Origin of the sequence: Bartonella raoultii, assembly GCF_019659805.1 — a bacterium.
GTDB lineage: Bacteria > Pseudomonadota > Alphaproteobacteria > Rhizobiales > Rhizobiaceae > Bartonella > Bartonella raoultii.
Genome location: NZ_JAIFRO010000002.1, coordinates 267,306 through 293,479 on the forward strand (window position 1 = coordinate 267,306; position 26,174 = coordinate 293,479).

The following is a 26,174-nucleotide window of genomic DNA, read 5'->3' on the forward strand; positions in this document are numbered from 1 at the left end:
TTATATAAAAGATAATCTTTTATTAGCTGATAGTCCAATCATTCCATTGATTGTTGATTTGTTCCAGTGAAATACCTTGCGCTAAAAAGGCCCATAAAAGTAAACGTGCTTTTACGGCTGATAAATAACCTGACATGAGGGCTCCAGAGGCAATCATATCAACTTCTGAGCCTTTATAGCCGTAAGTGGCACGCGTTGTTGAGCCGTTACAACAACGGCTAGCAATAATAATGGGCATTTTGTGCGTATATTTCTTTATAATATCTGTTGCTTGAAAACTACAATGTCCTGAGCCAAAACCAGCGATAACAAGCCCAGCATAATACCCACTTTCAAGACAGAATTGTATTAAATTTGTATCAGAAGATAGAGAACAGTAGAGGAGTGCGACTTGATGATCATAGTTTTTAGGCAGTTCAAATATTGTTGGGAAGAATTTTCGATCATTGAAATAAATCACTTTTCCTTCCAAAATAGTCCCTAAAGTGCCTGCAAGACCTGACTGAAATGTTTCAATTTTTACTGTATGGCTTTTCTGAACCCAATAAGGTGAATGAATAGTATCATTCATGACAACTAAAACACCTCTGTTACGGCTTTGGGGATGAACAGCGACACGCGTTGCTGCTAAGATATTAGCAGGTCCATCTGCTCCAGCTTCGTGAGGTATGCGCATAGCACCTGTGATAATAAGTGGTTCTGCTTTATTCCAGTAAAGAGAAAGAAAAAAAGCCGTCTCTTCTAGTGTATCAGTTCCTTGGGTTAAAATAATACCTTCTGCACCATCTTTTATTTGTTGTGTTGCCCACTCTATGATTTCGAAAAGAGTATTAAAAGAGAAGGATCCGCTTGGCATTTGCATTAATGTTTGCGCGTGAATATCAGCAATGTTATTTAGATCAGGAACATTTTTAATAAGTATATCTGAGGTTAAAGTTGGTTGCATTTTGCCAAAACTGTCAGCAGCCATTGCAATTGTTCCGCCTAGTGTTCCTATGGCTATTTTTTTCATAATTTTTCCTCCCACAAGTACAAACTGTTTATATAAAGTTATTTAGCAACAATTTTTATTGACAACAATGCACGCATTTTTTTTATTTCAGTAAATTGAATGATGTTAAGACATTGTGTTTTTCGGTATGTGTTCTTAAATAAGACAATATTGATTGGATTTTACATTTGGTAAAAAGAAATCCATATTTAAAGTGAAAAGTCAATATTAAGGAGTTTCCTTATGGCAGAACATAAGCCAGACATAATGTATGGTACAACAATTGTTACTGTACGAAAAGGTGGCAAAGTCGTAATGGCCGGTGATGGTCAAGTTTCACTAGGGCAAACGATTATGAAAGGTAATGCACGTAAAGTGCGTCGCATTGGGAAGGGTGGAGCAGTGATTGCTGGTTTTGCAGGTGCTACAGCAGATGCTTTTACCTTATTAGAAAGATTAGAAACAAAGCTTGAGCAATATCCTGATCAGCTTATGCGCGCATGTGTAGAACTTGCAAAAGATTGGAGAACAGATCGCTATTTACGTCGTCTTGAAGCAATGATGCTTGTGGCTGATAAGAATGTAACTTTAGCTTTAACAGGGCTTGGTGATGTTTTAGAACCAGAAGACGGGGTTATGGCAATAGGCTCGGGGGGCAATTTTGCTCTTTCAGCTGCAAGGGTACTTATGGATATGGATTTGGATGCAGAAACCATTGCCCGTAAAGCAATGGATATTGCCGCTAAAATTTGTGTTTACACCAATGATAATTTTACAATTGAAACATTGGATGTATAATTATCTTCTTTAGAGAAAGCTATGTGAATGTGTGTTGTATTTTCCCCTCGTGAAACTGTTTCTGAACTTGATCGTTTTATCATTGGCCAAAATGATGCTAAACGTTCTGTAGCAATTGCATTGCGCAATCGATGGCGTAGACAACAGCTTGATGGTCCGATGCGTGAAGAGGTTATGCCAAAAAATATTTTGATGATAGGACCAACAGGTGTTGGAAAAACGGGTATAGCGCGTCGATTAGCAAAACTTGCTGGAGCACCTTTCGTTAAAGTAGAAGCGACTAAATTTACTGAAGTTGGGTATGTAGGGCGTGATGTTGAACAAATTATTCGTGACCTTGTTGAGATTGCTATTTCCCTTGTGCGTGAAAAGAAACGGGATGAAGTAAAGGTAAAAGCGCATGCTAATGCCGAAGAGCGCGTTTTGGATGCTCTTGTTGGTAAGACAGCAAGTCCTAATACCCGTGATAGTTTTCGTAAAAAATTGCGTGAAGGAGAATTGGATGAGAAAGAGATTGAAATTGAAATAGCTGATAATAATAGTAATAGTGCTTCAACCTTTGATATCCCTGGAATGCCTGGTGCGCAAATGGGAATTATGAATTTGTCAGAAATTTTTGGCAAAATGGGGAATCGTACAAAGGTTCGCAAAATGACAGTAAAGGATTCTTTTAGACCACTTATTGATGATGAATCTGAAAAACTTCTTGACCAGGATCAAATTATTCAAGAAGCACTTCGTGTTGCTGAAAATGACGGAATCGTTTTTATTGATGAAATTGATAAAATTGCAACGCGAGATGGTGGGGCAAGTGTTGCCGTTTCGCGTGAGGGTGTTCAGCGAGATCTTTTGCCTTTGGTTGAAGGAACAACAATTGCTACAAAATATGGGCAAATAAAAACAGACCATATCCTTTTTATTGCATCAGGAGCATTTCATGTTTCTAAGCCATCTGATTTATTACCAGAACTTCAGGGACGTTTGCCTATCCGCGTAGAGCTAAATGCTTTAACAAGGGAAGATTTACGACGTATTTTAACTGAACCCGAGGCTAGCCTGATTAAGCAATATATTGCTTTAATGGCAACTGAAGAAGTGCATTTAGAAATTACTGATGATGCAATTGATGCTTTAGCAGATATTGCTGTAGATTTGAATGCAAGGATTGAAAATATAGGAGCGCGTCGTTTGCAAACGGTGATGGAGCGTGTTTTAGATGAAATTTCTTTTACTGCGCCGGATAAAGCTGGAACATCGTTTAAAATTGATGCTGCTTATGTCAAAAAATCGATAGGTGATCTTGCTGCTGATATTGATCTCTCGCGTTTTATTCTTTAAATTTATCACGTGTTTTGTATTAAAGGTGTGCGTGGATTACTTTGAATCCATGAGGTTTTTTATGTATCAGAACTGTTTGAAAAATATCTTTTAAAAGTGTTTCATAAGGGAGGTGGCGATTAGCAACAAGAAGCAGATTGCCACCGGGCTTTAAAGATTTTGCTGCATTGATAATAAAATGCTGTCCTAATGCAATATCTATTTTTTGTTGGGTATGAAATGGCGGGTTTGAAATAATTGTATCATATAGATTCTTTATCGGTTCCTGTATAAGATCATGCCAATAGAAATGAATTGGACAAGGTGCTATTACGGATTTGAGGTGCTGTTTGGCAGCATTTAAAGCATTGTAGTCAGCTTCATAAAGATCAAGAGTTGTTAGTTTGTCACTTCTTTCAAGTGCAGCGTGAGAAAGAAAACCCCAACCAGCTCCAAAATCTGCAGTTTTTCCGGAAATAACCTCACGCATATGTAGAGTAAGTGCGGCAGATCCTGGATCAATGCGACCATGCGAAAACATACCAGGGGCTGTTTGAAATTTATTTTCAAAAGCAAGTGGTGGTGCGCGCAATTGTGCAATTTTTTCTCTCTCTATCTTCTGGGGGACTTTAAGCCAGAAAACAAGTCCATGATTTTTAGATAATTTATCACAGACAGGAACAATTGTTTTAACCCATTTCATCATTGAAGCAGCGCCAACAGTTTTGTCTCCACCAATAACAATCCATCCACCAGGTTTTATACATTCTAATAAATCAAGAAAATGATTTTGATTCAAACCACGATATTTGCTTAAATACAAAAATGCACCATCATAGATAAAACTTTTATCTATTTGGGGCGAGCAGGAAAATTGAGCATGAGAAAACTTTAAAAAATCCGGTCTCCAAGACGTTATAACTTTTAAGTTTTTTATCCACTTTGGAGGAGGAATCTCTGTTAATCCAAAACTAAGCCAATATTGATTTGGATCAGGATATGGAAGTTCATGCTTTTCAAAAGGCAAAAATAATAACATATGTGCCTCTTTAAAAAAAATGCCACACTCATATTAGGATGGCATTTCATGTTATAGAAAAAAGAAGAGATTACTCTTCTTTTTTCTTACGGCGACGCTTATTTTCGGATTTATTTTTTTCATCCATGCATTTTTCTTGTTCTTCTTTTATTGATTTGTCTCCTGTAATCTCTTCACCTGTCTGCTGATTTACAACTTTCATCGATAATCGCACTTTACCACGCTCATCAAATCCCATTAATTTTACCCAGACTTTATCACCTTCTTTAACAATATCTGTTGTTTTTGTGACGCGTTCTGAGGCAAGCTGAGAGATATGAACAAGTCCATCTCTTGAACCAAAGAAGTTTACAAATGCTCCGAATTCTGCTGTTTTTACAACGGTGCCTTGATAAATAACACCAACTTCAGGTTCATCAACAATTGAATGGATCCAATGTTTTGCTGCTTCGATTGTTTTTGCATCAGCAGAAGCGATTTTAATAGTTCCATCATCTTCAATATTAATTTTTGCTCCTGTCTGCTCCACAATTTCTCGAATAACTTTGCCACCAGAGCCGATAACATCGCGGATTTTATCAACAGCAATATTCATAACTTCAATTCGCGGAGAAAATTTACTCAATTCATCACGTGCGTTGGTTAAAGCTTTTGCCATTTCGTTAAGAATATGAATTCGACCATCTTTGGCTTGTTTAAGTGCGATTTTCATAATTTCTTCAGTAATACCATCAATTTTGATATCCATTTGCAAAGCAGTAATACCATTTTCTGTCCCAGCAACTTTAAAATCCATATCGCCGAGATGATCTTCATCTCCTAAAATATCAGAGAGAATTGCAAAGCGTTCACCTTCTTTAATTAAGCCCATAGCGATACCAGCAACAGGGCGTGCTAGAGGAACACCAGCATCCATAAGAGCAAGTGAAGTTCCGCAAACTGTTGCCATTGAAGAAGATCCATTTGATTCGGTGATTTCTGAAACAGCACGAATGGTATAGGGAAAGGCTTCCTTTGTTGGCAACATAGGATGAAGTGCACGCCACGCTAGTTTTCCATGTCCAATTTCACGACGACCAGGAGAACCAAGACGCCCTGTTTCACCTACTGAAAATGGTGGGAAATTATAATGGAGAAGGAAGGTTTCCTTATACATACCTGTTAAAGAATCGACATATTGTTCATCTTCACCTGTTCCTAATGTTGTTACGACAATGGCTTGTGTTTCTCCGCGAGTAAAGAGTGCAGATCCATGTGTTCTAGGTAAAATACCAACCTCTGATTGAATTGGACGGACTGTTGAAAGATCACGTCCATCAATGCGCTTTTCTGTATCAAGGATATTGCGACGAACTATTTTTGCTTGTAACTTTTTGAAAACAGTTGCAATTTGATCTGTCGTAAATTGACAGTCTTCTGCTGTATTTGGCATAAATTTGTTGGTAACTGCTGTTTTCAGTGTATCGATTGCTGCGTAGCGTTCTTGCTTATCAGTAATTGTATAAGCTTTTTGTATATCCTTTTCAGCCATTTCCCGCATCGCTATTTCAAGATCAGAAAGATCTTCAGGAATAAAATCACGTGGATCTTTTGCGGCAACTTCGGCAAGTTTGATGATAGCATCAATAACAGGCTGAAAGCCTTTATGCCCAAACATAACAGCCCCCAACATGATATCTTCTGGTAATTCTTGTGCTTCTGATTCAACCATTAACACAGCACTGTCTGTTCCAGCTACCACAAGATCAAGTTTTGATTCGGGCATCTCATCGATGTGAGGATTAAGAATATATTGCCCATTACAGTAACCAACGCGGGCACCAGCAATGGGTCCCATGAAAGGAACACCTGATAGAGTTAATGCGGCAGAAGATGCAATCATTGCAAGAATATCAGGATTATTTTCAAGATCATGCTGTATAACGGAAACAATAACTTGTGTATCATTTTTATAACCATCCGCGAAGAGAGGGCGAATAGGACGATCAATCAAACGTGAAATCAACGTTTCATTTTCAGTTGGTCGACTTTCACGTTTTAAATAACCACCAGGTATTCTACCAACAGCATAAGATTTTTCTTGATAATTAACGGTAAGCGGAAAAAAATCTTGATCCGGTTTTGGGGTTTTGGCTGATACAACGGTTGCTAATACAATAGTTTCACCATAAGTGGCGATGACTGCACCATCAGCTTGACGCGCTATTTTTCCCGTTTCAAGGGTAAGTGGCCGACCGGCCCATTCAATTTCAATCTTATGCGTTTTAAACATTTTTTATCCTTAATGACCAGTATTCACATTCTGGTTTTGCGTAGCATATTTTCAAGCTATGGGCAGGATAACAAGACACTTCTGTATTCCTGTAAAAATAGAGAAGGAGTAATATACTATTTTAACACGAAGTAACTAGCAATCCTGCCCCATGACGCTTATTTACTGGCTTTTAGTAAAAAGAAGCAAGCTAAAAAATGGGCGGATTTTCTAAAATACCACCCATTTACTTTTCCTTTAACGACGTAAACCCAATCTTTTAATAAGGGTTTGATAACGATTTGGGTCAATTCCTTTAAGGTAATCAAGAAGACGACGGCGTTGAGAGACCATTTTTAAAAGACCACGACGAGAATGGTTATCTTTTTTGTGAGATTTAAAATGATTAGTTAAATTAGAGATACGTTCAGAAAGTACAGCAATTTGCACTTCTGGTGATCCTGTATCACCAACTTTATTTGCATATTCTGCGACAAGAGCTCGTTTACGTTCAGCTGTAATCGACATCGTATTATCCTTTCAAAAAACGAATAAACAAAAGACACCCACAGCCGAGATGTCGTCCAGCAAGGGTCTACGAAAAAAGAAAAAGAGTTAAAGACTCTTATTCACTTTGGCTCTTATATAAGAAAGAAGACAAAAATACTAGTCCTTGAAAACATTCAGAAGTTCTTCTTTAGCAAAAGGTTTTTTAGAAATATTGATTTTGAGAGTATTTTATAAAAAGTTTTTAAAGAATTATGCATCCTTTTGATACAAAGATGACTGCTGTACAAAGTGTATATGTAGTAACAAAAGCGGTAAATATTGATTTGGAGGCAAAAGATGCAAAGCATTTCAACATTTGAACTTTTTCGTAATTCGGTATTTCGAAATTTATGGGCGTCCACCCTCATGTCTAATTTAGGAGGGCTTATACAAGCTGTAGGAGCAGGATGGTTAATGGCATTGATTAGTTCTTCGCATTCTATGGTAGGGCTTGTTCAAAGTGCTACGACACTACCACTTGTGATGTTTTCTTTAATGGCTGGGGCATTAGCTGATAATTTTAACAGGCGTCAAATTATGTTGTACGCGCAGCTTATGATGATGTTTTTATCCGTGAGTTTAGCTATTTTGGCTTATATGGAGGTTTTAACACCTTGGCTTTTATTAGGCTTTACATTTTTGATTGGTTGCGGAACGGCCTTTTATAATCCTTCTTGGCAGGCAACGATAGGGGACATTGTAAGCAGAGAAAATATTTCTTCTGCTGTGAGTTTGAACAGTGTGGGCTTTAATTTAATGCGCAGTGTTGGCCCTGCTATTGGTGGGGCAATCATTGCAGCTCTGGGGGTGGCTGCGGCTTTTTTATTCAATGCAATCAGTTATATTCCTTTAATTAGTGCTTTGTCTTTATGGAAGCATAACTATAAAAATAATGTATTACCACGGGAAAGATTTCTCGGAGCTGTTTCAGATGGAGTACGTTATGTTGCGATGTCACCTAATCTTTTGAATATTATGGTTAGAGCTTTTCTTTTTGGTATTGGAGCAATTTCGATTTTAGCGCTCTTGCCTGTTGTTGTGCATCAAATTCTTGGGGGAAGTGCATTTCTTTATGGTACGTTGCTTGGTTGTTTTGGTTTAGGAGCGATGACAGCTGGCCTTATTAATTCATCGGTACGATATTATTTTCATTCAGAAACAATCATTGCAAGCGCGTTTATTGGTTTTGCTTTTTCCTGCTTTTTTTTAGCAATAAGCCATTCGTTGATTATAAGCCATATTGCCTTATTTCCTGCTGGTTTATGTTGGGTTCTAGCATTATCACTTTTTAATACATCTGTACAACTTTCTACACCACGCTGGGTTGTAGCGCGTGCTGTGGCTTTGTATCAAACCTTCTCTTATGGAGGGATGACTGTTGGAAGCGCAATTTGGGGAGGTCTCGCTGATGGTTATTCTCCAACTATTGCTTTGAGTATTTGTTCCTTTTTCTTAATTCTAGGAGCTCTAGCAGGATTCAAATTTAAAATTCATGAAATTCCTGAAATAGATTTGGCTCCACTTGATCATTTCAGAGAACCGGAACTTTTACTTGATCTAAAAGCAAGAAGTGGTCCAATTATGATTATGATCGATTATCAGATCCATGAAAATGATCTTGAAGAGTTTCTCAAAGTTATGACACGTCGTCGCCATATTCGTTTACGCGATGGTGCGCGTCAATGGGTTCTTTTACGCGATCTTGAAAGGCCTGAATATTGGACAGAAGCATATCATATGCCAACGTGGGTGGATTATTTACGCCATAATCATCGTCGCATAAAAGCAGATGCAGAGGTAAATAAAATTCTACGTCACTTAAATCGTATGCCAAACGGTATAAGAGTACACCGTATGATTGAGCGGCAGACGATACCGCATGCCAGTGAAATGCATTTAAAGCCTTCTGCAGAGCAATTACCTTAAAGGAAAAAGAATCACGTGGGAAATCATAAAAAAGCTGTTTCCTTTTTGTTAAGGTCAAAAAACAATCTTTTTACAAAAGCCTTTTGTGCAAAAAAACATATCAAATTGTGAAAAGTCGCTTAGGTGTAAACAGATTTTTTTCAAGAATACCTATAGCAAGAAGTTGTTCTTTGTAAAGAACACAAACCTCATCTTTATCAAGAGATGCATCATGATGAGAAAGGGATACGACATTGCCCCTCCTGACTCGCAGCGCTTGATGTTCATTAAGAGTATAATGCGTAAGACAATTTAATGCAGCACCTGTTTTAATTAAGATTTTATCAAGTGTTGCAAAGTCTCTTTTTGGGGGCATATCATTGTCATTTGTTGCACTTTTATCTGTTGCTATCATTTTGAGTGCATTCCATGTAATGAGATCATTTTCACAAAAAGGTGCTACTGCAATACGTCTTAAATCAGCAATATGTCCATAACAACCAAGGTTACGTCCCATATCACGTGCTAAAGAACGTACATAGGTTCCTTTTCCGCAGGTTACTTCAAAAATAGAACATTCTTTTGTTGGAGTTTCTATTAATTTAAAAGTCTCTATTTCTACGTAACGTGGTGGAATTTCAACAGTTTCACCTTCACGTGCTAGATCATAAGCACGATTACCAGAAATTTTAATGGCTGAGAATTGTGGAGGTGTTTGTAAAATCATGCCTGTATATTGAGGAAGAAGAGCAAGTATTTCCTCTTGTGTTGGGCGTTTGAGAGATGTCTTGGTTACTTCTCCTTCTAGATCATCTGTTGAGCGTTCTTCTCCCCAAGCAACATGAAAGCGGTAAGTTTTTATGCCTTGCATCACGTAAGGAACGGTTTTAGTTGCCTCACCCAATGCAATGGGTAAAAGACCAGAAGCAAGCGGATCAAGCGTGCCTGCATGCCCAGCTTTTTGAGCATTAAAGAGCCTTTTGATTTGCGCAACAGCTTCTGTTGAGCGCATTCCCTTTGGTTTATCAAATATGACCCAACCAGAAACAGAACGTCCTTTTTTTTTACGTTGCCGTGACATATTTTAATCCTCAATTTTATCACGATGATGAAGATCACGTGCGACCTGAGGCGAGCGGAGCAGGGCATCAATTTTTGAAAAATTATCAAAACTGTTATCAAGCCGAAAACGCAGTTCGGGCATATATTTCATTTGTCGTAATGAATGACTAATTTCTCCACGAATAAAACGGCTATGTTTATTGAGAGTATTTACGACATCAATATGAGATGCGCTTTTAAGAGTGTTGAGAGGAGAAATAAAGCAGGTAGCAATTTTTAAATCTGGTGACATGCGTACTTCAGAGACAGAAATCACAATATTCTCTAAGATATTATCAAGCAGAACACCACGTTGTAGCATATGCGCTACTGCGTGGCGTACTTGCTCTCCTACTCTGAGTTGCCGTTGTGATGGCCCTATATTTTTCATCAAAATTTTATCTTTTCTTTCTTATAACTTTTTTAAAGATCAGTTTATCAAGGATAAAAAGAAGAAGTGTACATAAAATGTGATAATTTTCTCATTTTATAACAGTACACAGTTACAGGATTAATTTTATAATGTGCGATTAATATGTTCAATACGGAAGGTTTCAATGATATCTCCTGCACGTATGTCTTCGTAGTTTTCAAAGGCCATTCCACATTCTTGACCGCTTGACACTTCATTAACTTCATCTTTAAAGCGTTTGAGTGTTTTAAGTTTTCCTTCGTGAATAACAATATTATCACGAATAAGGCGGACACCGGCACCACGTTCTATTTTTCCTTCTGTAACACGACATCCAGCAACTTTTCCGATTTTTGTAATATTAAAGACTTCAAGAATCTCAGCATTACCGAGGAAAGTTTCACGCTGCTCTGGTGAAAGGAGTCCTGACATAGCAGCTTTTATATCATCAACAAGATCATAGATGATATTATAATAGCGAATTTCAATTCCTTGTGTTTTTGCACAATCACGTGCTTGTTTATTAGCACGAACATTAAAGCCGATTACAGCTGAATTAGATGCTTCAGCGAGAGAAATATCACTTTCAGTAATTCCTCCAGCACCAGAATGTACAATGCGTGCACGAACCTCTTCATTTCCAAGCTTTTCTAATGCTGAAGCGATTGCTTCAATTGAACCTTGCACATCTCCTTTAATTATAAGGGGAAACTCTTTAATACCTGTGGTTTGTAATTTGCTCATCATCTGCTCAAGGGAACCACGGGAACCCGTTTGTCGAGCGACAGCTTTATCACGCGCTAATCGTTGACGATATTCAGCAATTTCTCGTGCTTTTGCTTCATGGGTCACAACAGCAAAACGGTCACCAGCTTGTGGTGTTCCTTGCATACCTAAAATTTCAATAGGTGTAGAGGGAACGGCTTCTTTAACATGGCGGCCATGATCGTCAATTAAAGCACGTACACGACCCCATTCATTGCCAGCAACAATAATATCAGAAGGATGTAGTGTACCTTTTTGAACAAGCACTGTAGCAACAGAGCCACGACCTCGATCCAATTTTGCTTCAATGACCACACCTTCCGCAGTTCGCTTTGGATCCGCTTTTAGGTCAAGAATTTCAGCTTGAAGGAGGATCGCTTCAAGAAGTTTGTCAAGATTTTGACCAGTTTTAGCAGAAACTTCAACTTCCAAAGTTTCTCCACCCATGGTTTCAACAAATACTTCATGTTGTAAAAGTTCTGTACGTACTTTTTGTGAATCAGCAGCGGGTTTATCAATTTTATTGATAGCAACAATAATTGGAACACCAGCAGCTTTGGCGTGATTAATTGATTCAATTGTTTGTGGCATTACACTATCATCAGCAGCAACAACCAGAACAGCAATATCTGTTACACGAGCTCCACGAGCACGCATAGCTGTAAAAGCAGCATGACCTGGTGTATCAATAAAAGTAATTTTTTGACCATTTTGCTCTACTTGATAAGCACCAATATGTTGTGTAATACCACCTGCTTCACCAGAAACAACATTCGCTTTTCGAATAGCATCAAGCAGAGAGGTTTTTCCGTGGTCAACATGGCCCATAATTGTTACAACTGGTGGACGTGGCTGCATTTTTTGAGGATTATCAGTTATATTAAAGATGCCTTCCTCTACGTCAGATTCTAAGACACGCTTTACAGTATGACCGAATTCCACTGCGATAAGTTCGGCAACATCGGCATCGATGATATCGCCTGGCTTCATCATTTGTCCCTGTTTCATTAGAAATTTTATCACATCAACGGAGCGTTCAGTCATACGCTGCGCAAGTTCTTGAATGGTAATGGTTTCAGGAAGAATAACTTCGCGAGAAATTTTTTCTCTTGGTTCTTGATTTTGCGCACGTTTAAATTTTTCTTGTCTACGGCGCATGGCAGCCATTGAACGCCCACGTGCACTACCTTCTTCATCCAGAGCACTGTTGAGATTGATTTTTCCACGACGTCGTTCATCAGCACCTTTTATAACTTTAGGTGCACGTACTTCTGACTTAGAAGAATTGGTACGCCGACTATGCCGTTCATTTTCCTTATTTTCATCTGCTTTGCGCTTTTCAAGAGCAGGGGTATTTTTAGGTGTGGTAGGCAGATCTATCGGTTCTATGAGAGAATGATCAGAGGGAAGAGGTGGGGGCGGTACTGGTAGACTGTCTTCTTCTTGATGTTTTTCCATTTCTTGATTTTTTTGCTGCAAACTTTCTTCACGTTCTTTTGCACGTCTTGCTTCTTCTTCAGCTTGTTCACGCATTATTTTTTCTTGGATATGTGCTTCTTCTAACGCGCGAAGCCTTGCTTCCATTTCAGCAGATGAAAGATTGCTCTTAGAGACAGGTTCACTTGGCTTTTTATCTTCAAACCGCGGTTTAGAGCGCTGAGGAGCAACATGTGGTTTTGTAATTGGCTTTTGTGTTTCAGCTTTTTCATCAGGTCGTGTAATTTTACGCCGCTTGGTCTCGACAACCACAGCCTTTGTACGGCCATGGCTAAAGTTTTGTTTAACCGTGCTCGTTTCTAGGACTGATCGCTTTAAGGTCAATGTCCTTTTGACTGTTATTTTGTCGTTATTTTTTTCACTCATTGTATTTCCTTCACGGCTTGTGCCGTCATCTCACCAAGCTTACTGTGCTTGTCATCACGGTAGGCGATCAGTTTGTGTATCGTTTTGAGAAACCCTTCTGCAACTTTACTGTTTAATAAGGCAGCGTGCATTACAGGATTAGTACCAAAAGCCATACGCATTTCATCACTTGTAAATAAAGATATAGTTTTTATATTCCTATTTGTCTGCTGTTGTACTTTATGAATAGCTTGTAAAATTTTTCGTTTCCCATCTTCTGTAGTTTCTTTGGCATGGAGCACGAGAAGGACGTGATCAGAGCGAATAGCTGCATCAACTTTTGTTGCTCCCGTGACAATTGCCCCTGCTTTTCGCGCCATGGAGAGGCTTCCAAGAGCAGCATTTAGCAGAAGTCTATCAACAATATGCGCAAGATTTGGCGCAACCTCAACATCTGTTTTAAAATTTTTATGAAAAGCTTTTAATTTGACTGCTTTTTCAATAGCACAATGGCGGGCTGAAACCCAAACACCACGTCCAGGCAAATTGGCTTTAATATCAGGGACAATTTGATTATTAGGACCAATAACAAAACGGATCAGCATTTTTGCTGAAGCATTTTTTCTTGTCACAATGCAGGTCCGTTCATTCATTTAAAGTGTATCCACATCCAAATTATCTATTTTTTTATCTTCTACAGAATTTTCATTTTCTATAGGATTTTCTGTAACAAGATCCGCTTGATCTATCCAGCCCACTTGCACACGTGCTGCTAAAATCATAGCTTCTGCATCAGCACGTGTAATATCAAATGGAGTTAGAATACCAGCAAAATTTTGTGTTTGTCCTTCCTTGCGTTCTCTCCAGCCAGCCAAATCATCAATAGCATAACCCGCAAAATCTTCTATTGTTTTCACTCCATCTTTACCAATAGCAACCAACATAGCACTTGTCATTCCAGGAAGTGTACGCAATTCATCACAGACACCGAGCTCTTTACGCTTTTTATCCAGCTCTTTTTCTTTATGTTCAAGATACTCCCGTGCACGGCTTTGGATTTCAGCAGCAGTTTCATGATCGAAACCATCAATAGAAGCGATTTCTTCAAGAGCAATATAGGCAATTTCTTCAATGGAAGAAAAGCCTTCTGATGCCATAACTTGCCCGATCATTTCGTCAACATCTAAGGATTCCATGAACATTTTGCTGCGCTCATTAAATTCTTTTTGACGATTTTCAGATTCTTCTTGTTCTGTTAAAATATCAATATTCCATCCTGTTAATTGTGAAGCTAAACGAACATTTTGTCCACGCCGTCCAATTGCAAGACTAAGTTGATCATCAGGCACGACGACTTCGATACGTTCTGCCTCTTCATCTAGAACGACTTTAGAAACTTCGGCAGGTTGTAATGCATTAACGATAAATGTTGCAGCATCTGGTGACCAAGGAATAATGTCAATTTTTTCACCTTGTAATTCTGTTACAACAGCTTGTACACGACTTCCTCGCATTCCTACACATGCACCCACAGGATCAATAGAGCCATCACGTGAAACAACGGCAATTTTTGCACGTGAACCTGGATCACGAGCAACGGATTTAATTTCTATAATACCATCATAGATTTCGGGGACTTCCATGGTAAAAAGTTTTACCATAAATTGAGGATGTGTGCGTGAAAGAAAAATTTGTGGACCGCGTGATTCACGATGCACATCATTGACAAAAGCACGAATACGATCACCATAACGGAAGGATTCACGCGGAATTAATTCATCGCGGCGTACAATAGCTTCACCTCGTCCTAGATCAACGATAATATTACCATATTCTACACGTTTTACTGTACCGGAAATAATTTCACCAACTTTGTTTTTAAATTCTTCATATTGTTGGTCACGTTCTGCATCGCGCACCTTTTGTACAATCACTTGTTTAGCAGATTGCGCTGCGATACGCCCAAAGTTCATAGGAGGTAAAGGGTCAGCAAAAAAATCACCAATTTTTGCATCTGCTTGACGTTTAAGTGCATCAGATAAGGTAATTTCAGTTGTATAATCTTCCAAAACATCAACAATTTTGAGCAGGCGCTGTAATTTAATTTCACCTGTTTTTGAATTAATTTCAGCACGTATATTTGTTTCTTGACCATAACGAGAACGCGCCGCTTTCTGAATAGCATCAGCCATTGCAGAAATGACAATTTCACGATCAATTGACTTTTCACGTGCAACAGCATCTGCAATTTGCAGAATTTCAAGCCTGTTAGCGCTTGTAGCCATCGCTTTTCTCCTTTTTTATGCCACACGATAGGCATTAATTCCAGTGATATGAATTCTTATAATTTTATATTTTTTTTGAAATGTTAGAATGTTCTCCAAGAATAAGTTGTTGACTTAAATCTTTATCTTTTTTCAAAGCTTCATGAATAAGTTCATCGGTAAGAACCAAATGGGCATTGGTTATATTACAAAAGGGTATAGAGACACATATAGCTTCTCCATGAGCAGTTTTATCAGTATTCAAAGTAAAGCCATCTTGAGTGATATTTGTCAGTATTCCACGAAATTTTCGGCGCCCATCAATAGTGATTTTTGTTTCAATTTTTGCAACATGTCCCTGCCAATGAAAAAAATCAGATTTTCTTACCAATGGACGATCAATTCCAGGAGATGAGACCTCTAAATGATATTTGCGTTCAATAACATTTTGTACATCAAGAAGGGGGGAAACCGTTCGACTTATAGTTTCGCAATCTTCTATTGTCATAGAACCATCAGCACGTTCAGCCATAATCTGAAGCGTTAAACCATTTTGCCCAAGGAGTTTCACGCGAACCAAACGAAAACCCAATGGTGTAAGCAATGGTGTAATGAGAGCAGCAATTTGTGCTTCAGTGCCATCTTCTTCAAAAAGACGCGGCTCATTAATATCACTTATTTTTTCCATTGCACCCATACATTTTATCCATTTTATGATATTAAAAAAGAGCGGGTCCACATGGCCCACTCTTCACCATAAGATCAAGAATGTATCTATTGATACTCTTAAATTCACAATTTTTCAAGTTTTTTATAAGAAAAGCATTTTATCATCTATATTTTGATGAAAGTAAGATAGGTAGGTATCCGCTCTTCACGTAAAGCTTTCGCTTCATAGCGGGTTCCTGACCATAATGGATAAGGAGTCTTCCAGTCCTTAGGTTTTTCTGCTTCCCATTCAAAATTATTATGGTGTATACAATGGTAGAGAGTCCAATTGACATAACTATCAATATCACTGGCAAAACGGAATTTTTTGCCTTTTTTAAGAACGCGAGCAAAACGGTTGAGATTTTTCATATTGATAAAGCGTCGTTTCCAATGCTTTTTTTTAGGCCACGGATCGGGATAAAAGAGGTCTATTCCATCAAGTGAAGCACTGGGAAGCCAATCAAGGAGGTTTGTAGCATCATCATTATAAAGACGAAGGTGACTTTGATGGTGTTTACATTGTTCAAGAGACATTAATATTTTTGCTATACCATTGATAAAAGGCTCGATACCGATAAAACCAGTTTGTGGAAAATGTTCCATTTCGTGGAGCAAATGTTCACCTCCGCCAAAGCCAATTTCAAGCCGAACTTCTTTCACTCTACTAGAAAATAAAGATGTGAGATCTAAAGGGGGACGATTATTTAAATCAATGTTAAGAGCTGGAAGAAGCTTTTCTATACGTGCAAGCTGATTTTTTCGTAGCCGTTTTCCTTGTCGGCGACCAAAAAAGGCTTCACTTATACGTAGTTTATGATCAATCATGATACTGTAATCATTTTTTGAAGTGTTTCAACCAGATCAGTTTTTTCCCATGAAAATGAACCATCCTGCTTTGGCTTACGTCCAAAATGACCATAGGCAGCTGTTTTTGTATAAATAGGTTTATTGAGATTAAGATGTTTTCGGATACCTGTCGGTGAAAGATCCATTATTTTACGAATAGCTGCTTCAATAATATTTTCATCAACTTTCCCTGTTCCATGAAGATTAAGATAAATGGATAAGGGTTGTGCAATACCAATTGCATAGGAGAGTTGAATGGTGCATCGTTCTGCTAAGTTAGCTGCAACAATATTCTTAGCTAGATAACGTGCAGCATAGGCTGCTGAACGATCAACTTTTGTTGTGTCTTTTCCTGAAAATGCTCCTCCGCCATGAGGTGCTGCTCCTCCATAAGTATCAACAATAATTTTACGTCCTGTTAGCCCAGCATCGCTTTGAGGACCACCAATAACAAATTTTCCTGTTGGATTAATATACCAATGACATTGAGCGGAAATAGGAATATCGTGCAAAGCTTGGCGAATATAAGGTTCAACTACTGTGCGAACTTTATCGGAATTCCAACTTTCATCCAGATGCTGTGTTGAAAGAACGATGGATGTTACCTCTATAGGTTTTCCATTTTTATAGCGTATTGTAATCTGGCTTTTAGCGTCTGGTCCTAATTTTCCGGTTTCTCCTTCTCCTTTATGGCGGGCTGCTGCAAGAAGTTTTAGAATCTTATGTGCATAATAAATTGGTGCTGGCATAAGGTCTGGTGTTTCGCGGCAAGCATATCCAAACATAATGCCCTGATCACCTGCTCCTTCTTCGCCGTGTCGATCCATAGCATTATCAACTCCGCGTGCAATATCTGTTGATTGAGGACGTAAAAGAACATCAATTTTGACAGTCTTCCAATGGAAACCTATTTGTTCATAACCAATTGCACGAATAGCACGACGTGCTGCTGCACGAAAACGCGCAGGATTAATGAATGGACAGCCAGTTCCATCATAGACAAATTCCCTATTTTTGTTTCTTTTTAAGAGTGTATCAGGAACACGCACTTCCCCAGCGATAACAACACGATTTACACTGACGAGAGTTTCACAAGCTACACGTACTAACCATGGATCTGTACCAGTTTTTTGAGCTTCTCTATAGACCATATCAACAATTTCATCGGAAATACGATCGCAAATCTTATCAGGATGTCCTTCCGATACCGACTCACTAGTAAAAAAATAATCTTGATGCGGCATAAGAACTCCTTCAAAAAGAAAACCAGTATTTAACTAATGTTTTCTAAAATCGTCACTCTTTGCCATTCCCATGGCAAATCGTCAATATTGATTGATATGGTAAAAACGAAAAGCTATAATTTTTATTTTAGAACTTGTCTGTCAAATCTTCCTCAGAAAGAGCTTTTGCCAAATCAATAATTTTTCGACGCACTTTAGCATCAGAAATATTTGTGAAAGCACGCATGAGCTGTATTCCTTCACTGCTTGAGCAAAAGTCCATAAAATCGCTGTCACTTTCAGCAAAACCGTCTACTTGTTGGGAGGCAAGACCTTTATCAAAAAAGTAGGAAACGGGTACATCCATAATTTCCGCAATCGCTTGAAGACGGCTTGCACCAATACGGTTTGTACCTTTTTCATATTTTTGGATTTGCTGGAATGTAATACCTAATTTTTCACCTAGTTTTTCTTGGGTAAGTCCTAAAATATTACGACGTAAACGAATACGAGTTCCGACATAGATATCTATAGGATCAGGTTTTTTTCTAGTTTCGGTCATAATGCAACTCTTTATTTCCAGCACTTTACTTCTAAACCAACATCACTTTTACTATGAGGTTGGTTTATCATATAATTAAAATAATATGTAATAATTTTTCCCAAGGTTACTGGTACGCGCAACATAATACTATACATGGGCATGTGATTATTTAAGCTGTTTTGTAGACCCAAAAACAGCATAACACAATAGCATAAGAATAAATAAGATAAAAGTAGAGAATATTCTCCACTTATTGCTCCATAAAGGGGTAATAGGTAATGGAATTTGCGCATCAATAATACCAACAACATTTTGCTGGAGAGCTACAACGATTCGTCCATAAGAATCAATGATAGCTGATATGCCATTATTGGCTGCACGTATAAGGGGAATTCCCATTTCAACGGCACGAAGCTGTGCTTGTTGAAGATGTTGGTATGGTCCAGGTGTTACGCCAAACCATGCATCATTTGTAACATTAATGATTGCTTGAGGAGAGGGACCTTCAAAAGTCATTTCATTAGGGAATATAACTTCATAACAAATCAATGGAAGATAGGAAAATCCATTTGGCAGGACGACAGTTTTACGCACACTAGCGGCGCTATATCCACCAATATTGTCAGCAAGAATATGTAACCCAATTTTTTTTAATAAAGTCTGATAGGGAAGATACTCCCCAAAAGGAACTAAGTGGGTCTTATCAGAAGTATTTAAAATATGACCTTGTGCATTAATGGCTGCAATAGTATTAAAATATTGTGTTTGTTCATGAGAAGAATCGTGCACAGCACGTATCGCACCAATAATCGCCCATTGTTTGGGTTTGAGCAGGGAAGCAATACGCATTGTTATGTTAGAGTTGTCATAGAGCAGGTAAGGAATGGATGCTTCAGGCCATATGATAAAGTCAGGTTCTGGGTTTTGGTTTGTTATTGGTGTTGCACTCAGATGCATATGCGTTGCAAAAATAGTTTTTTGTACTGTATCATCTAATTTTATGTTTTGTGGGATAGAAGGCTGAACAATGCGCACCCAATAGCGACTTTTATGTTCATTGATTACACTAGGTATACTATTGAGACGATAAAATCCAAAACCACTATGCAGAAGTATTAGTGATAAGCAAAGAAAAAGTGCAGTTTTCTTTTTTTCATCTGTTAATAAAACAGTAGGTAAACTGTAGACTAAGACCGCAAGAATATTCATGCCGTAAAGCCCGACAATTGCATCAGATTGCATGAGCATAGGTACTGGCATAGCTGTATACCCAAGAGCATTCCATGGAAAACCTGTGAAAAGGAGTGCACGTAAGCATTCTGCTAATCCTAGTGCAAAGGCTAGAATAAAAAAGCGCGCTATTCCTTTTGTCCATAACAACCCTACAAGAAATCCAGCCAAAAACCAATAAAAAGAAAGATAAAGAGGAGGACCCAAAATAGCAAATGGTACCGCCCAGCCAAAAGAGACAGGGTCCGTCAATAAAGCATTGCATAGCCACCAAAGGCTACAAATAAAATAACTAAAGCCAAAGTTTCCACAACTGAAAGCGTAGATTAAAAAACGCTTTTTAGTGTTTTGAATGCTATTTATTGTATCAAGTAAAACAATGAAAACAGGGAAGGTGAAAAAACAAAGAGGTGTCAAATAAAAAGGTGGAAGCGCAAGGGATGTGAATGCACCACATAAAAACACCCACATTTGTCGTTTCCAGCCGGTAACAGAAGACAAGAAGAGTGATATATGACTTAAAAATGTGAGATTATTTTTCAGAGAGGGCATTTTTCTCAAAATTTTCATTTTTTGGAATGCGAAAAATGCGCAATCTCTTAATCCGACGTTTATCTGCTTCTAAAATGCGGAATCGATAGCCAGGTACTGCTTCAATGATTTCACCTTTTGCAGGAATACGATCAAGAATGGAGACAATTAAACCACCAATAGTATCGACTTCATCACCATATTCTCCGACAATAAAATCAGGACCAAGAGCTTTTTCTACATCTTCTAGTTCGGTTTTTGCGTCAACAAGCCATTTATTATTGGGTTCACGTACGATAGCATTATCGACATTATCATGTTCGTCTTCAATATCTCCAACGACCAATTCGACGATATCTTCCATAGAAACTAAACCATCTGTTCCTCCATGCTCATCAATGACTAAAGCCATTTGTGTTCGTGTGGTTTGCATTCTTGTTAATAATTTACTTGCTAGCATGGATCCAGGCACAAAAAGAACTGTTCGAATCAGCCCCAATTCACCAATTGGGGTATATAAGTCTGCATGATTTATCTGGAGCAAATCGGGCTTTTGTGTTGTTTGAACAGATTGTATAATGAAGCGTGTCATGTAGTTAAGGATATCGCGGATATGAATCATTCCCCTAGGATCATCTAAGGTTTCAGCATAAACAGGTATGCGAGAGTGCCCAATTTTTGCAAAACAATTAAGGGCTTCTCCAAGAGGAGTATTGATTTCCAATGCTTCGATTTCAGAACGTGGAATCATAACATCATCAATACGCGCTTCACGCAAGTGTAAGATATTATGGAGCATAGTACGTTCTTCAGGTGAAAAGGGAGCTGTATCTTTTTCATGATCAGCAGTGAGTGCAACAGTAAGGTCATCACGTAGTGATGTAGAATTGCGCCCACGTAAGAATGAAAATAAGTGATTTATCAAGGAACATCTTTCTGTAGGATTTTCCTGTTGAGAAGAATACTTTTCAATATTAGAAGATGTTTGACCGTTATTTTGCGTATTTACTTTATTTGTCATGGTTTTGAAATCTTCTAAATTTTCTTTATAATACAAGATACTTTATAGTATGTTTGTGATATATATTTTTAAAATTAATTTCTATCATTTTTTAAAAATTCCGCATACGGATCCTGTATGAAAAGCTTTCGAAGAATTTCTCTTTCGAGTTCTTCCATGTGGTATGCTTCATCATCTGTTTCATGATTATACCCCAATAAATGGAGGATACCATGAATAATCATATGTGTTAAATGATCTTGGAATTTTTTTCCTTCTTTCTTTGCTTCAAGAACAACAGTTTCTCGTGCAATAACAATATCACCCAGCATAGGGCCAGGAGGATCTCCAGCTTTAAGAGGAAAAGCAGGAAAGGATAACACATTAGTGGGTTTATTTTTACCTCGCCATTGTGCATTAATCTGGGTCATATGTTTATCATCTGTAAAAAGCAAGCTAATTTCACTTACAACATTTTCTAATGAAACATGACGCATCGTTTCTATTAATGCTTTTTCAGTGATGTTATAAAGCATTTTCTCCTCACTCCACCCAGTGCTTTGAACAGTTATATCAATAGTAATCATGATGAATCAAATTTATTTTTTGAGATATTGTATGAGAGGGACATTTCTTCGTTCTGTACTCTAGAATCATGATCATAAGCACGTACAATAGCGGCAACAAGAGGATGACGTACAACATCTCTTTCATTAAAGCGAACAATTGCGATATTGTCTACGTGTGAAAGAATGCGAATTGCTTCAATTAAACCAGACTTCTGTTTTTCAGGCAAATCAATTTGGCTTATATCACCGGTAACAATCATGCGCGTTCCTTCTCCCAGACGCGTGAGAAACATTTTCATTTGCATGGGTGTAGTATTTTGCGCTTCATCAAGAATAACCGCAGCATGAGAAAGTGTTCGACCACGCATAAAAGCAAGAGGAGCAATTTCTATGACACCAGAAGCTAAAATACGTTCTACTTTTTCAATGGGCATCATATCATAGAGGGCATCATAAAGTGGTCGTAAATATGGATCGACTTTTTCTTTGAGATCGCCAGGAAGGAAACCAAGATGTTCTCCCGCTTCAACGGCAGGACGTGAAAGAATAATTCGTTCAATGATGCCACGCTCTAAAAGCATAGCAGCATGAGCAACAGCAAGATATGTTTTACCTGTTCCTGCTGGCCCTATACCAAAAACAAGTTCATTATTTTCCATTGCGTGTATGTAAATATCTTGTGTAGGAGTGCGAGCATGGATTGTTTTTTTATGGGTACTCAACTGCGCGGGTATAGGTTTTGTTGTGGATTTGCGTGTTTTTGGTGCATCTTGCTGTTTTTGCGTTAAACTTACCATAGCAATCGCTCCTTCTATATCTGATAAAGTGAGCTCTTGATGTACTGTAGCGTATTTATAAAGTTGCTGTAATATATATTGTGCATGTTTTATAGCAGTTGTTTTTCCATAAATTAAAACTTCATTACTGCGTGGATAAATATGAATTTTGAGTCTTTTTTCGATATAAGTAAGATTTTCGTTGAACTTGCCAAAGACTGTTTTTGCATATTTGTTATCTTCAAAAATAATGACAACATGATCAACATCTGAAGCTCTTTCTTTCCCTGAAAGATCAGTATTTTCAGGAAAGGCATTTATTTTTTTCTTAATATGTTTTAATTTTTCGGCTGAAACTTTCACTTATTCTCCCGTATTGAGCAAGTATTAACAGTCTTTTTGAGTAAATTTTTAAAAAGTAATATATATTTTATAAAGTGTATGTTTGAAGTATAATCATTTCTTTCAAAGGAAAAATAATTTTCTGAAACATATGTTTTAAATTAGCCATCAAAGATATATTTATGCGTTTGCTATTTCACCAACAAAGCTGTTTGAGCCTGCATTTTTAATATGAATTGCCATAACAGTTCCAGTAGAAGCTTCTGTATTCACAACAACAGGTAAAAGCCAAGGTGAACGACCAATCATTTGCCCAGAGTGACGGCCGACTTTTTCAATGAGAACATCGGTTGTTTGTCCAATTTTAGAACGCAGAAACGCATTTTGTTGTTCCAAGAGAAGAACTTGTAAATGTTGAAGGCGGGCATCTTTTACAGCTTCATCAACATGATTTTTCATTGTTGCACCAACTGTTCCAGGTCGAGGTGAATACTTAAAAGAATAGGCTGCACTATATTGCACTTGTTTAATAAGCTTAATGGTTTCTTCAAAATCTTCATCTGTTTCCCCTGGAAATCCTACAATAAAGTCGCCTGAAAAAGCAATGTCAGGTCGTGCTGTCCGGATTTTTTCTATAAGATGAAGATAATGAGTACTTTTGTGTTGGCGATTCATTGCTTTTAAGATGCGATCTGAACCTGATTGGACAGGAAGATGTAGATAAGGCATCAATATATCAAGGTCTCGGTGTGCTGCGATAAGGCTGTCATCCATATCACGTGGATGGCTAGTTGTATAACGCAAGCGCTTTAAACCATCTAGTTTTGCCAGATGATGAAGAAGATCGCCAAGACGCCAAGTTTTACCATTTACATTTTGACCATGCCAGCCATTTACATTTTGTCCAAGCAGGGTAATTTCTTTAACACCAGCATCAATAAGTTGTTTAGCTTCCTCAGTAATTTGCTCAACAGATCGCGATATTTCCGCACCACGTGTGTAAGGAACAACACAAAAGGTACAAAATTTATCACAGCCTTCCTGTACCGTTAAAAATGCACTGACACCTCGTTTTCTTACAGTACGTTTATTATGGGGTGGTAAGTGAGCAAATTTATCTTCAACAGCATAGTCTGTTTCGATAACTTTTTTCCCTTGTTTGGCTTTTTCTAACAAGTCTGGCAAGCGATGATACATTTGCGGACCAATAACAAGATCCACTATTGGTGCACGGCGTAAAATTTCACTTCCTTCGGCTTGTGCAACACAACCAGTTACACCAACCATGAGAGGTTTATCAGGGGTTCTTTCTTGACGCATTACGCGCAAGCGTCCCAAATCAGAATAGAGCTTTTCTGCTGCCTTTTCACGAATATGACAGGTATTAACAAGAATAAGGTCTGCATCATTAGGGGTTTGTGTCGTAACATAACCTTGTGCATTGAGGCTATCAGTCATTCGTTGGCTGTCATAAACATTCATTTGACATCCATAAGTTTTTATAAAAACCTTTTTAGGAGCAACTGGGGGTATATTTTTAGGATTTTCTTTATTCATAGCGCATGTCTAAATGTTTTTTATACAAATCTCAATCTATTTGCTTAAAAGTTTTTTGCATAACGATTGCATTTCCGTGGCTATTTGGGGATTGATAATAGGCAAGACGTTTAGAAATTTTTTGAAATTCAAAACGTTTATAAAGATTTAAAGCGGAAAAATTTGTTTCTTCTACCTCCAGAAAAAGTTTTATAGCGCGTTCATGATGAAGATAGCGAAGCATATTATCGATAAGTAAGGTACCAATTCCTTGTCGACGAAAATGAGGATGGACGGCAATCGTGATGATTTCTGCTTCATCAAGAATAAGACGGCAGAGGCAAAAGCCTAAAATTTTATGAGGTTGATCAATAAGAGTAGCTTTATATCCAAAAATAGAGCGATCTTGTAAAAAATGATCAAAAGTTTGTTTTTCCCAAGCAGGGATAAAACAATGTTGATGAATTTTATAAAGGGAAGTGCTATCACCAATTTGTAGTGGAGCAACCCAAAAATATTTTTTTGTTAATGAAAATCCAGCCATTATTTCTGTCGAGGTAAAGCAAAATTGGTTTGTTGTTTTGCATCAGCATTACGTAAATAAAGTGGACGAGGGCGATCTTGTGGTTGTTTATTTGCAGCAAGATAAGCATAACATAAAATATCAGCTGCCTCACATAAAGTTGGGTCTCGTATAATTTCTTTGTTTACTTTGTTATGTTTCATATACATTGTGACAATATCAGCTGCCGGACCAGTAAGTTGTGTTTGTTGTGGTAAATCTTTAATGATCTGTTCAATTGTTTTTAAGCCTGGTGTTCCTAAAGGTGTAAGATCTTTATTAAAATTTTGATGATAGAAACCCTCCCTTCCAGCTTCCATGACAACAGAGATTGTTGAAGCAGTATTTGTCTTTCTTATTTGTGCTGCCAATGCTTCCAATGCACTGACTCCAACAGCAGGTATTTTTAGTGCTAGCGATAAAGCCCTTGCTGTTGAAACACCTACACGCACGCCAGTGAAGGATCCTGGTCCAATATTGACAGCAATCCGATTAACTTGATCAAGAGTAATATTGGTTTGTGCCGTTATTTTTGCGATATATCCAATAAGTTTTTCCGCATGTCCTTTGTTCATATGTTCACTAAGACGTGCAATAACAGATTTGTGATGAACAAGTGCAACAGCACAATAGATTGAAGCAGTGTCTATGGCAAGGATAAGCATAAAAATACTCTCTTTAAATATATAATAAACAAAAAGTTAATATTGCTGTTTCATGTTGTCTATTTTGATTTTTATAATTTGCAAAATAAATAGGCAACATACTTTTTGGAAGTGTGTTTATGAAAGGGCATTAATATGCAATTTATTCTTGGATCTATATATAAAAGATCATTTCTAAAAACAGAATAAATTATTGCGTAGAATGCAATTTTTTCTTTATTTAATACAGAAAGACTTGATGAAATCATTGTATTTATTCAACAGCACATCTTGTAAAAACACTTAAAAGAGCAAAAACATAAAACCAGATTTGTTGTTTTACCATAGGATATGCTCCAGTGTTTTTTGTGAAAAAATGCATTGAATTAAGAGTATATAAAACAGATCTATCAGCATCGTTTTTTG

At 37.7% G+C, this 26,174-nt stretch carries 23 protein-coding genes; 3 read left to right on the forward strand and 20 right to left on the reverse strand.

Annotated elements, in window-relative coordinates:
• Positions 1 to 22: 22 nt before the first annotated feature.
• Positions 23 to 1,012 (reverse strand): asparaginase, encoded by a 990-nt coding sequence (locus K3248_RS02405; RefSeq protein ID WP_220716765.1) that lies wholly within the window; start codon positions 1,010 to 1,012, stop codon positions 23 to 25.
• 222 nt (positions 1,013 to 1,234) lie between these two features.
• Between K3248_RS02405 and hslV the strand changes: the two genes are divergently transcribed.
• Both hslV and hslU read left to right on the forward strand, forming a co-directional pair.
• On the forward strand, positions 1,235 to 1,789 hold the full coding sequence (gene hslV / locus K3248_RS02410; RefSeq protein ID WP_220716766.1) for an ATP-dependent protease subunit HslV: 555 nt from the start codon (positions 1,235 to 1,237) through the stop codon (positions 1,787 to 1,789).
• 27 nt (positions 1,790 to 1,816) lie between these two features.
• Positions 1,817 to 3,127: an ATP-dependent protease ATPase subunit HslU gene (gene hslU, locus K3248_RS02415; protein ID WP_220716767.1), complete on the forward strand. Its 1,311-nt coding sequence runs from the start codon at positions 1,817 to 1,819 to the stop codon at positions 3,125 to 3,127.
• A 19-nt stretch (positions 3,128 to 3,146) separates the two neighbouring features.
• Here hslU and K3248_RS02420 read toward each other — a convergent pair whose 3' ends face one another.
• From K3248_RS02420 to rpsO, 3 genes are all read right to left on the reverse strand, one after another.
• Positions 3,147 to 4,145 carry a class I SAM-dependent methyltransferase gene (locus tag K3248_RS02420; protein WP_220716768.1) on the reverse strand — a complete coding sequence of 333 codons (999 nt, stop codon included), beginning with the start codon at positions 4,143 to 4,145 and terminating at the stop codon, positions 3,147 to 3,149.
• 70 nt (positions 4,146 to 4,215) lie between these two features.
• Positions 4,216 to 6,417 carry a polyribonucleotide nucleotidyltransferase gene (pnp, locus tag K3248_RS02425; protein ID WP_220716769.1) on the reverse strand — a complete coding sequence of 734 codons (2,202 nt, stop codon included), beginning with the start codon at positions 6,415 to 6,417 and terminating at the stop codon, positions 4,216 to 4,218.
• A 237-nt stretch (positions 6,418 to 6,654) separates the two neighbouring features.
• Positions 6,655 to 6,924, reverse strand: a complete 270-nt coding sequence (rpsO, locus tag K3248_RS02430) for a 30S ribosomal protein S15 (RefSeq protein ID WP_220716770.1) — start codon at positions 6,922 to 6,924, stop codon at positions 6,655 to 6,657.
• 318 nt (positions 6,925 to 7,242) lie between these two features.
• Between rpsO and K3248_RS02435 the strand changes: the two genes are divergently transcribed.
• Positions 7,243 to 8,871: an MFS transporter gene (locus tag K3248_RS02435; RefSeq protein WP_220716771.1), complete on the forward strand. Its 1,629-nt coding sequence runs from the start codon at positions 7,243 to 7,245 to the stop codon at positions 8,869 to 8,871.
• 100 nt (positions 8,872 to 8,971) lie between these two features.
• On the opposite strand, the gene truB is transcribed toward K3248_RS02435, so the two are convergent.
• The 16 genes from truB to tsaB all read right to left on the reverse strand — a co-directional run bounded on the left by truB (position 8,972) and on the right by tsaB (position 25,769).
• Complete coding sequence (gene truB / locus K3248_RS02440; protein ID WP_220716772.1) at positions 8,972 to 9,931, reverse strand: tRNA pseudouridine(55) synthase TruB; 960 nt, start codon at positions 9,929 to 9,931, stop codon at positions 8,972 to 8,974.
• Positions 9,932 to 9,934: 3 nt separating this feature from the next.
• Positions 9,935 to 10,342 carry a 30S ribosome-binding factor RbfA gene (gene rbfA, locus K3248_RS02445; RefSeq protein WP_220716773.1) on the reverse strand — a complete coding sequence of 136 codons (408 nt, stop codon included), beginning with the start codon at positions 10,340 to 10,342 and terminating at the stop codon, positions 9,935 to 9,937.
• 126 nt (positions 10,343 to 10,468) lie between these two features.
• Positions 10,469 to 12,991, reverse strand: a complete 2,523-nt coding sequence (gene infB, locus K3248_RS02450) for a translation initiation factor IF-2 (protein ID WP_220716774.1) — start codon at positions 12,989 to 12,991, stop codon at positions 10,469 to 10,471.
• A complete protein-coding gene (locus tag K3248_RS02455) occupies positions 12,988 to 13,623 on the reverse strand; it encodes an RNA-binding protein (RefSeq protein WP_220716775.1) in 636 nt (211 codons plus the stop codon). The genes infB and K3248_RS02455 overlap by 4 nt, the downstream gene beginning before the upstream one ends.
• Complete coding sequence (nusA, locus tag K3248_RS02460) at positions 13,624 to 15,255, reverse strand: transcription termination factor NusA (protein WP_220716776.1); 1,632 nt, start codon at positions 15,253 to 15,255, stop codon at positions 13,624 to 13,626. It abuts the gene before it with no gap.
• Between the two features lie 64 nt (positions 15,256 to 15,319).
• On the reverse strand, positions 15,320 to 15,931 hold the full coding sequence (rimP, locus tag K3248_RS02465; RefSeq protein ID WP_220716777.1) for a ribosome maturation factor RimP: 612 nt from the start codon (positions 15,929 to 15,931) through the stop codon (positions 15,320 to 15,322).
• Positions 15,932 to 16,068: 137 nt separating this feature from the next.
• Positions 16,069 to 16,770, reverse strand: coding sequence for a tRNA (guanine(46)-N(7))-methyltransferase TrmB (locus tag K3248_RS02470; RefSeq protein ID WP_220716778.1), 702 nt, complete (start codon positions 16,768 to 16,770; stop codon positions 16,069 to 16,071).
• Positions 16,767 to 18,035: a methionine adenosyltransferase gene (gene metK / locus K3248_RS02475; RefSeq protein WP_220716779.1), complete on the reverse strand. Its 1,269-nt coding sequence runs from the start codon at positions 18,033 to 18,035 to the stop codon at positions 16,767 to 16,769. Before metK ends, K3248_RS02470 begins: the two co-directional genes overlap by 4 nt.
• Before the next feature lie 127 nt (positions 18,036 to 18,162).
• Positions 18,163 to 18,576: a helix-turn-helix domain-containing protein gene (locus tag K3248_RS02480; RefSeq protein ID WP_220716780.1), complete on the reverse strand. Its 414-nt coding sequence runs from the start codon at positions 18,574 to 18,576 to the stop codon at positions 18,163 to 18,165.
• A gap of 147 nt (positions 18,577 to 18,723) precedes the next feature.
• Positions 18,724 to 20,358 (reverse strand): apolipoprotein N-acyltransferase, encoded by a 1,635-nt coding sequence (gene lnt, locus K3248_RS02485; RefSeq protein WP_220716781.1) that lies wholly within the window; start codon positions 20,356 to 20,358, stop codon positions 18,724 to 18,726.
• Positions 20,321 to 21,340 carry a hemolysin family protein gene (locus K3248_RS02490; RefSeq protein WP_220716782.1) on the reverse strand — a complete coding sequence of 340 codons (1,020 nt, stop codon included), beginning with the start codon at positions 21,338 to 21,340 and terminating at the stop codon, positions 20,321 to 20,323. Before K3248_RS02490 ends, lnt begins: the two co-directional genes overlap by 38 nt.
• Positions 21,341 to 21,414: 74 nt before the next feature.
• A complete protein-coding gene (ybeY, locus tag K3248_RS02495; RefSeq protein WP_220716783.1) occupies positions 21,415 to 21,906 on the reverse strand; it encodes an rRNA maturation RNase YbeY in 492 nt (163 codons plus the stop codon).
• Positions 21,903 to 23,027: a PhoH family protein gene (locus K3248_RS02500; protein WP_220716784.1), complete on the reverse strand. Its 1,125-nt coding sequence runs from the start codon at positions 23,025 to 23,027 to the stop codon at positions 21,903 to 21,905. Before K3248_RS02500 ends, ybeY begins: the two co-directional genes overlap by 4 nt.
• Positions 23,028 to 23,186: 159 nt before the next feature.
• On the reverse strand, positions 23,187 to 24,563 hold the full coding sequence (gene miaB / locus K3248_RS02505) for a tRNA (N6-isopentenyl adenosine(37)-C2)-methylthiotransferase MiaB (protein WP_220716785.1): 1,377 nt from the start codon (positions 24,561 to 24,563) through the stop codon (positions 23,187 to 23,189).
• A 31-nt stretch (positions 24,564 to 24,594) separates the two neighbouring features.
• Positions 24,595 to 25,086 carry a ribosomal protein S18-alanine N-acetyltransferase gene (rimI, locus tag K3248_RS02510; RefSeq protein ID WP_220716786.1) on the reverse strand — a complete coding sequence of 164 codons (492 nt, stop codon included), beginning with the start codon at positions 25,084 to 25,086 and terminating at the stop codon, positions 24,595 to 24,597.
• Positions 25,086 to 25,769, reverse strand: a complete 684-nt coding sequence (tsaB, locus tag K3248_RS02515; RefSeq protein WP_220716787.1) for a tRNA (adenosine(37)-N6)-threonylcarbamoyltransferase complex dimerization subunit type 1 TsaB — start codon at positions 25,767 to 25,769, stop codon at positions 25,086 to 25,088. Before tsaB ends, rimI begins: the two co-directional genes overlap by 1 nt.
• Between the last annotated feature and the right edge of the window lie 405 nt (positions 25,770 to 26,174).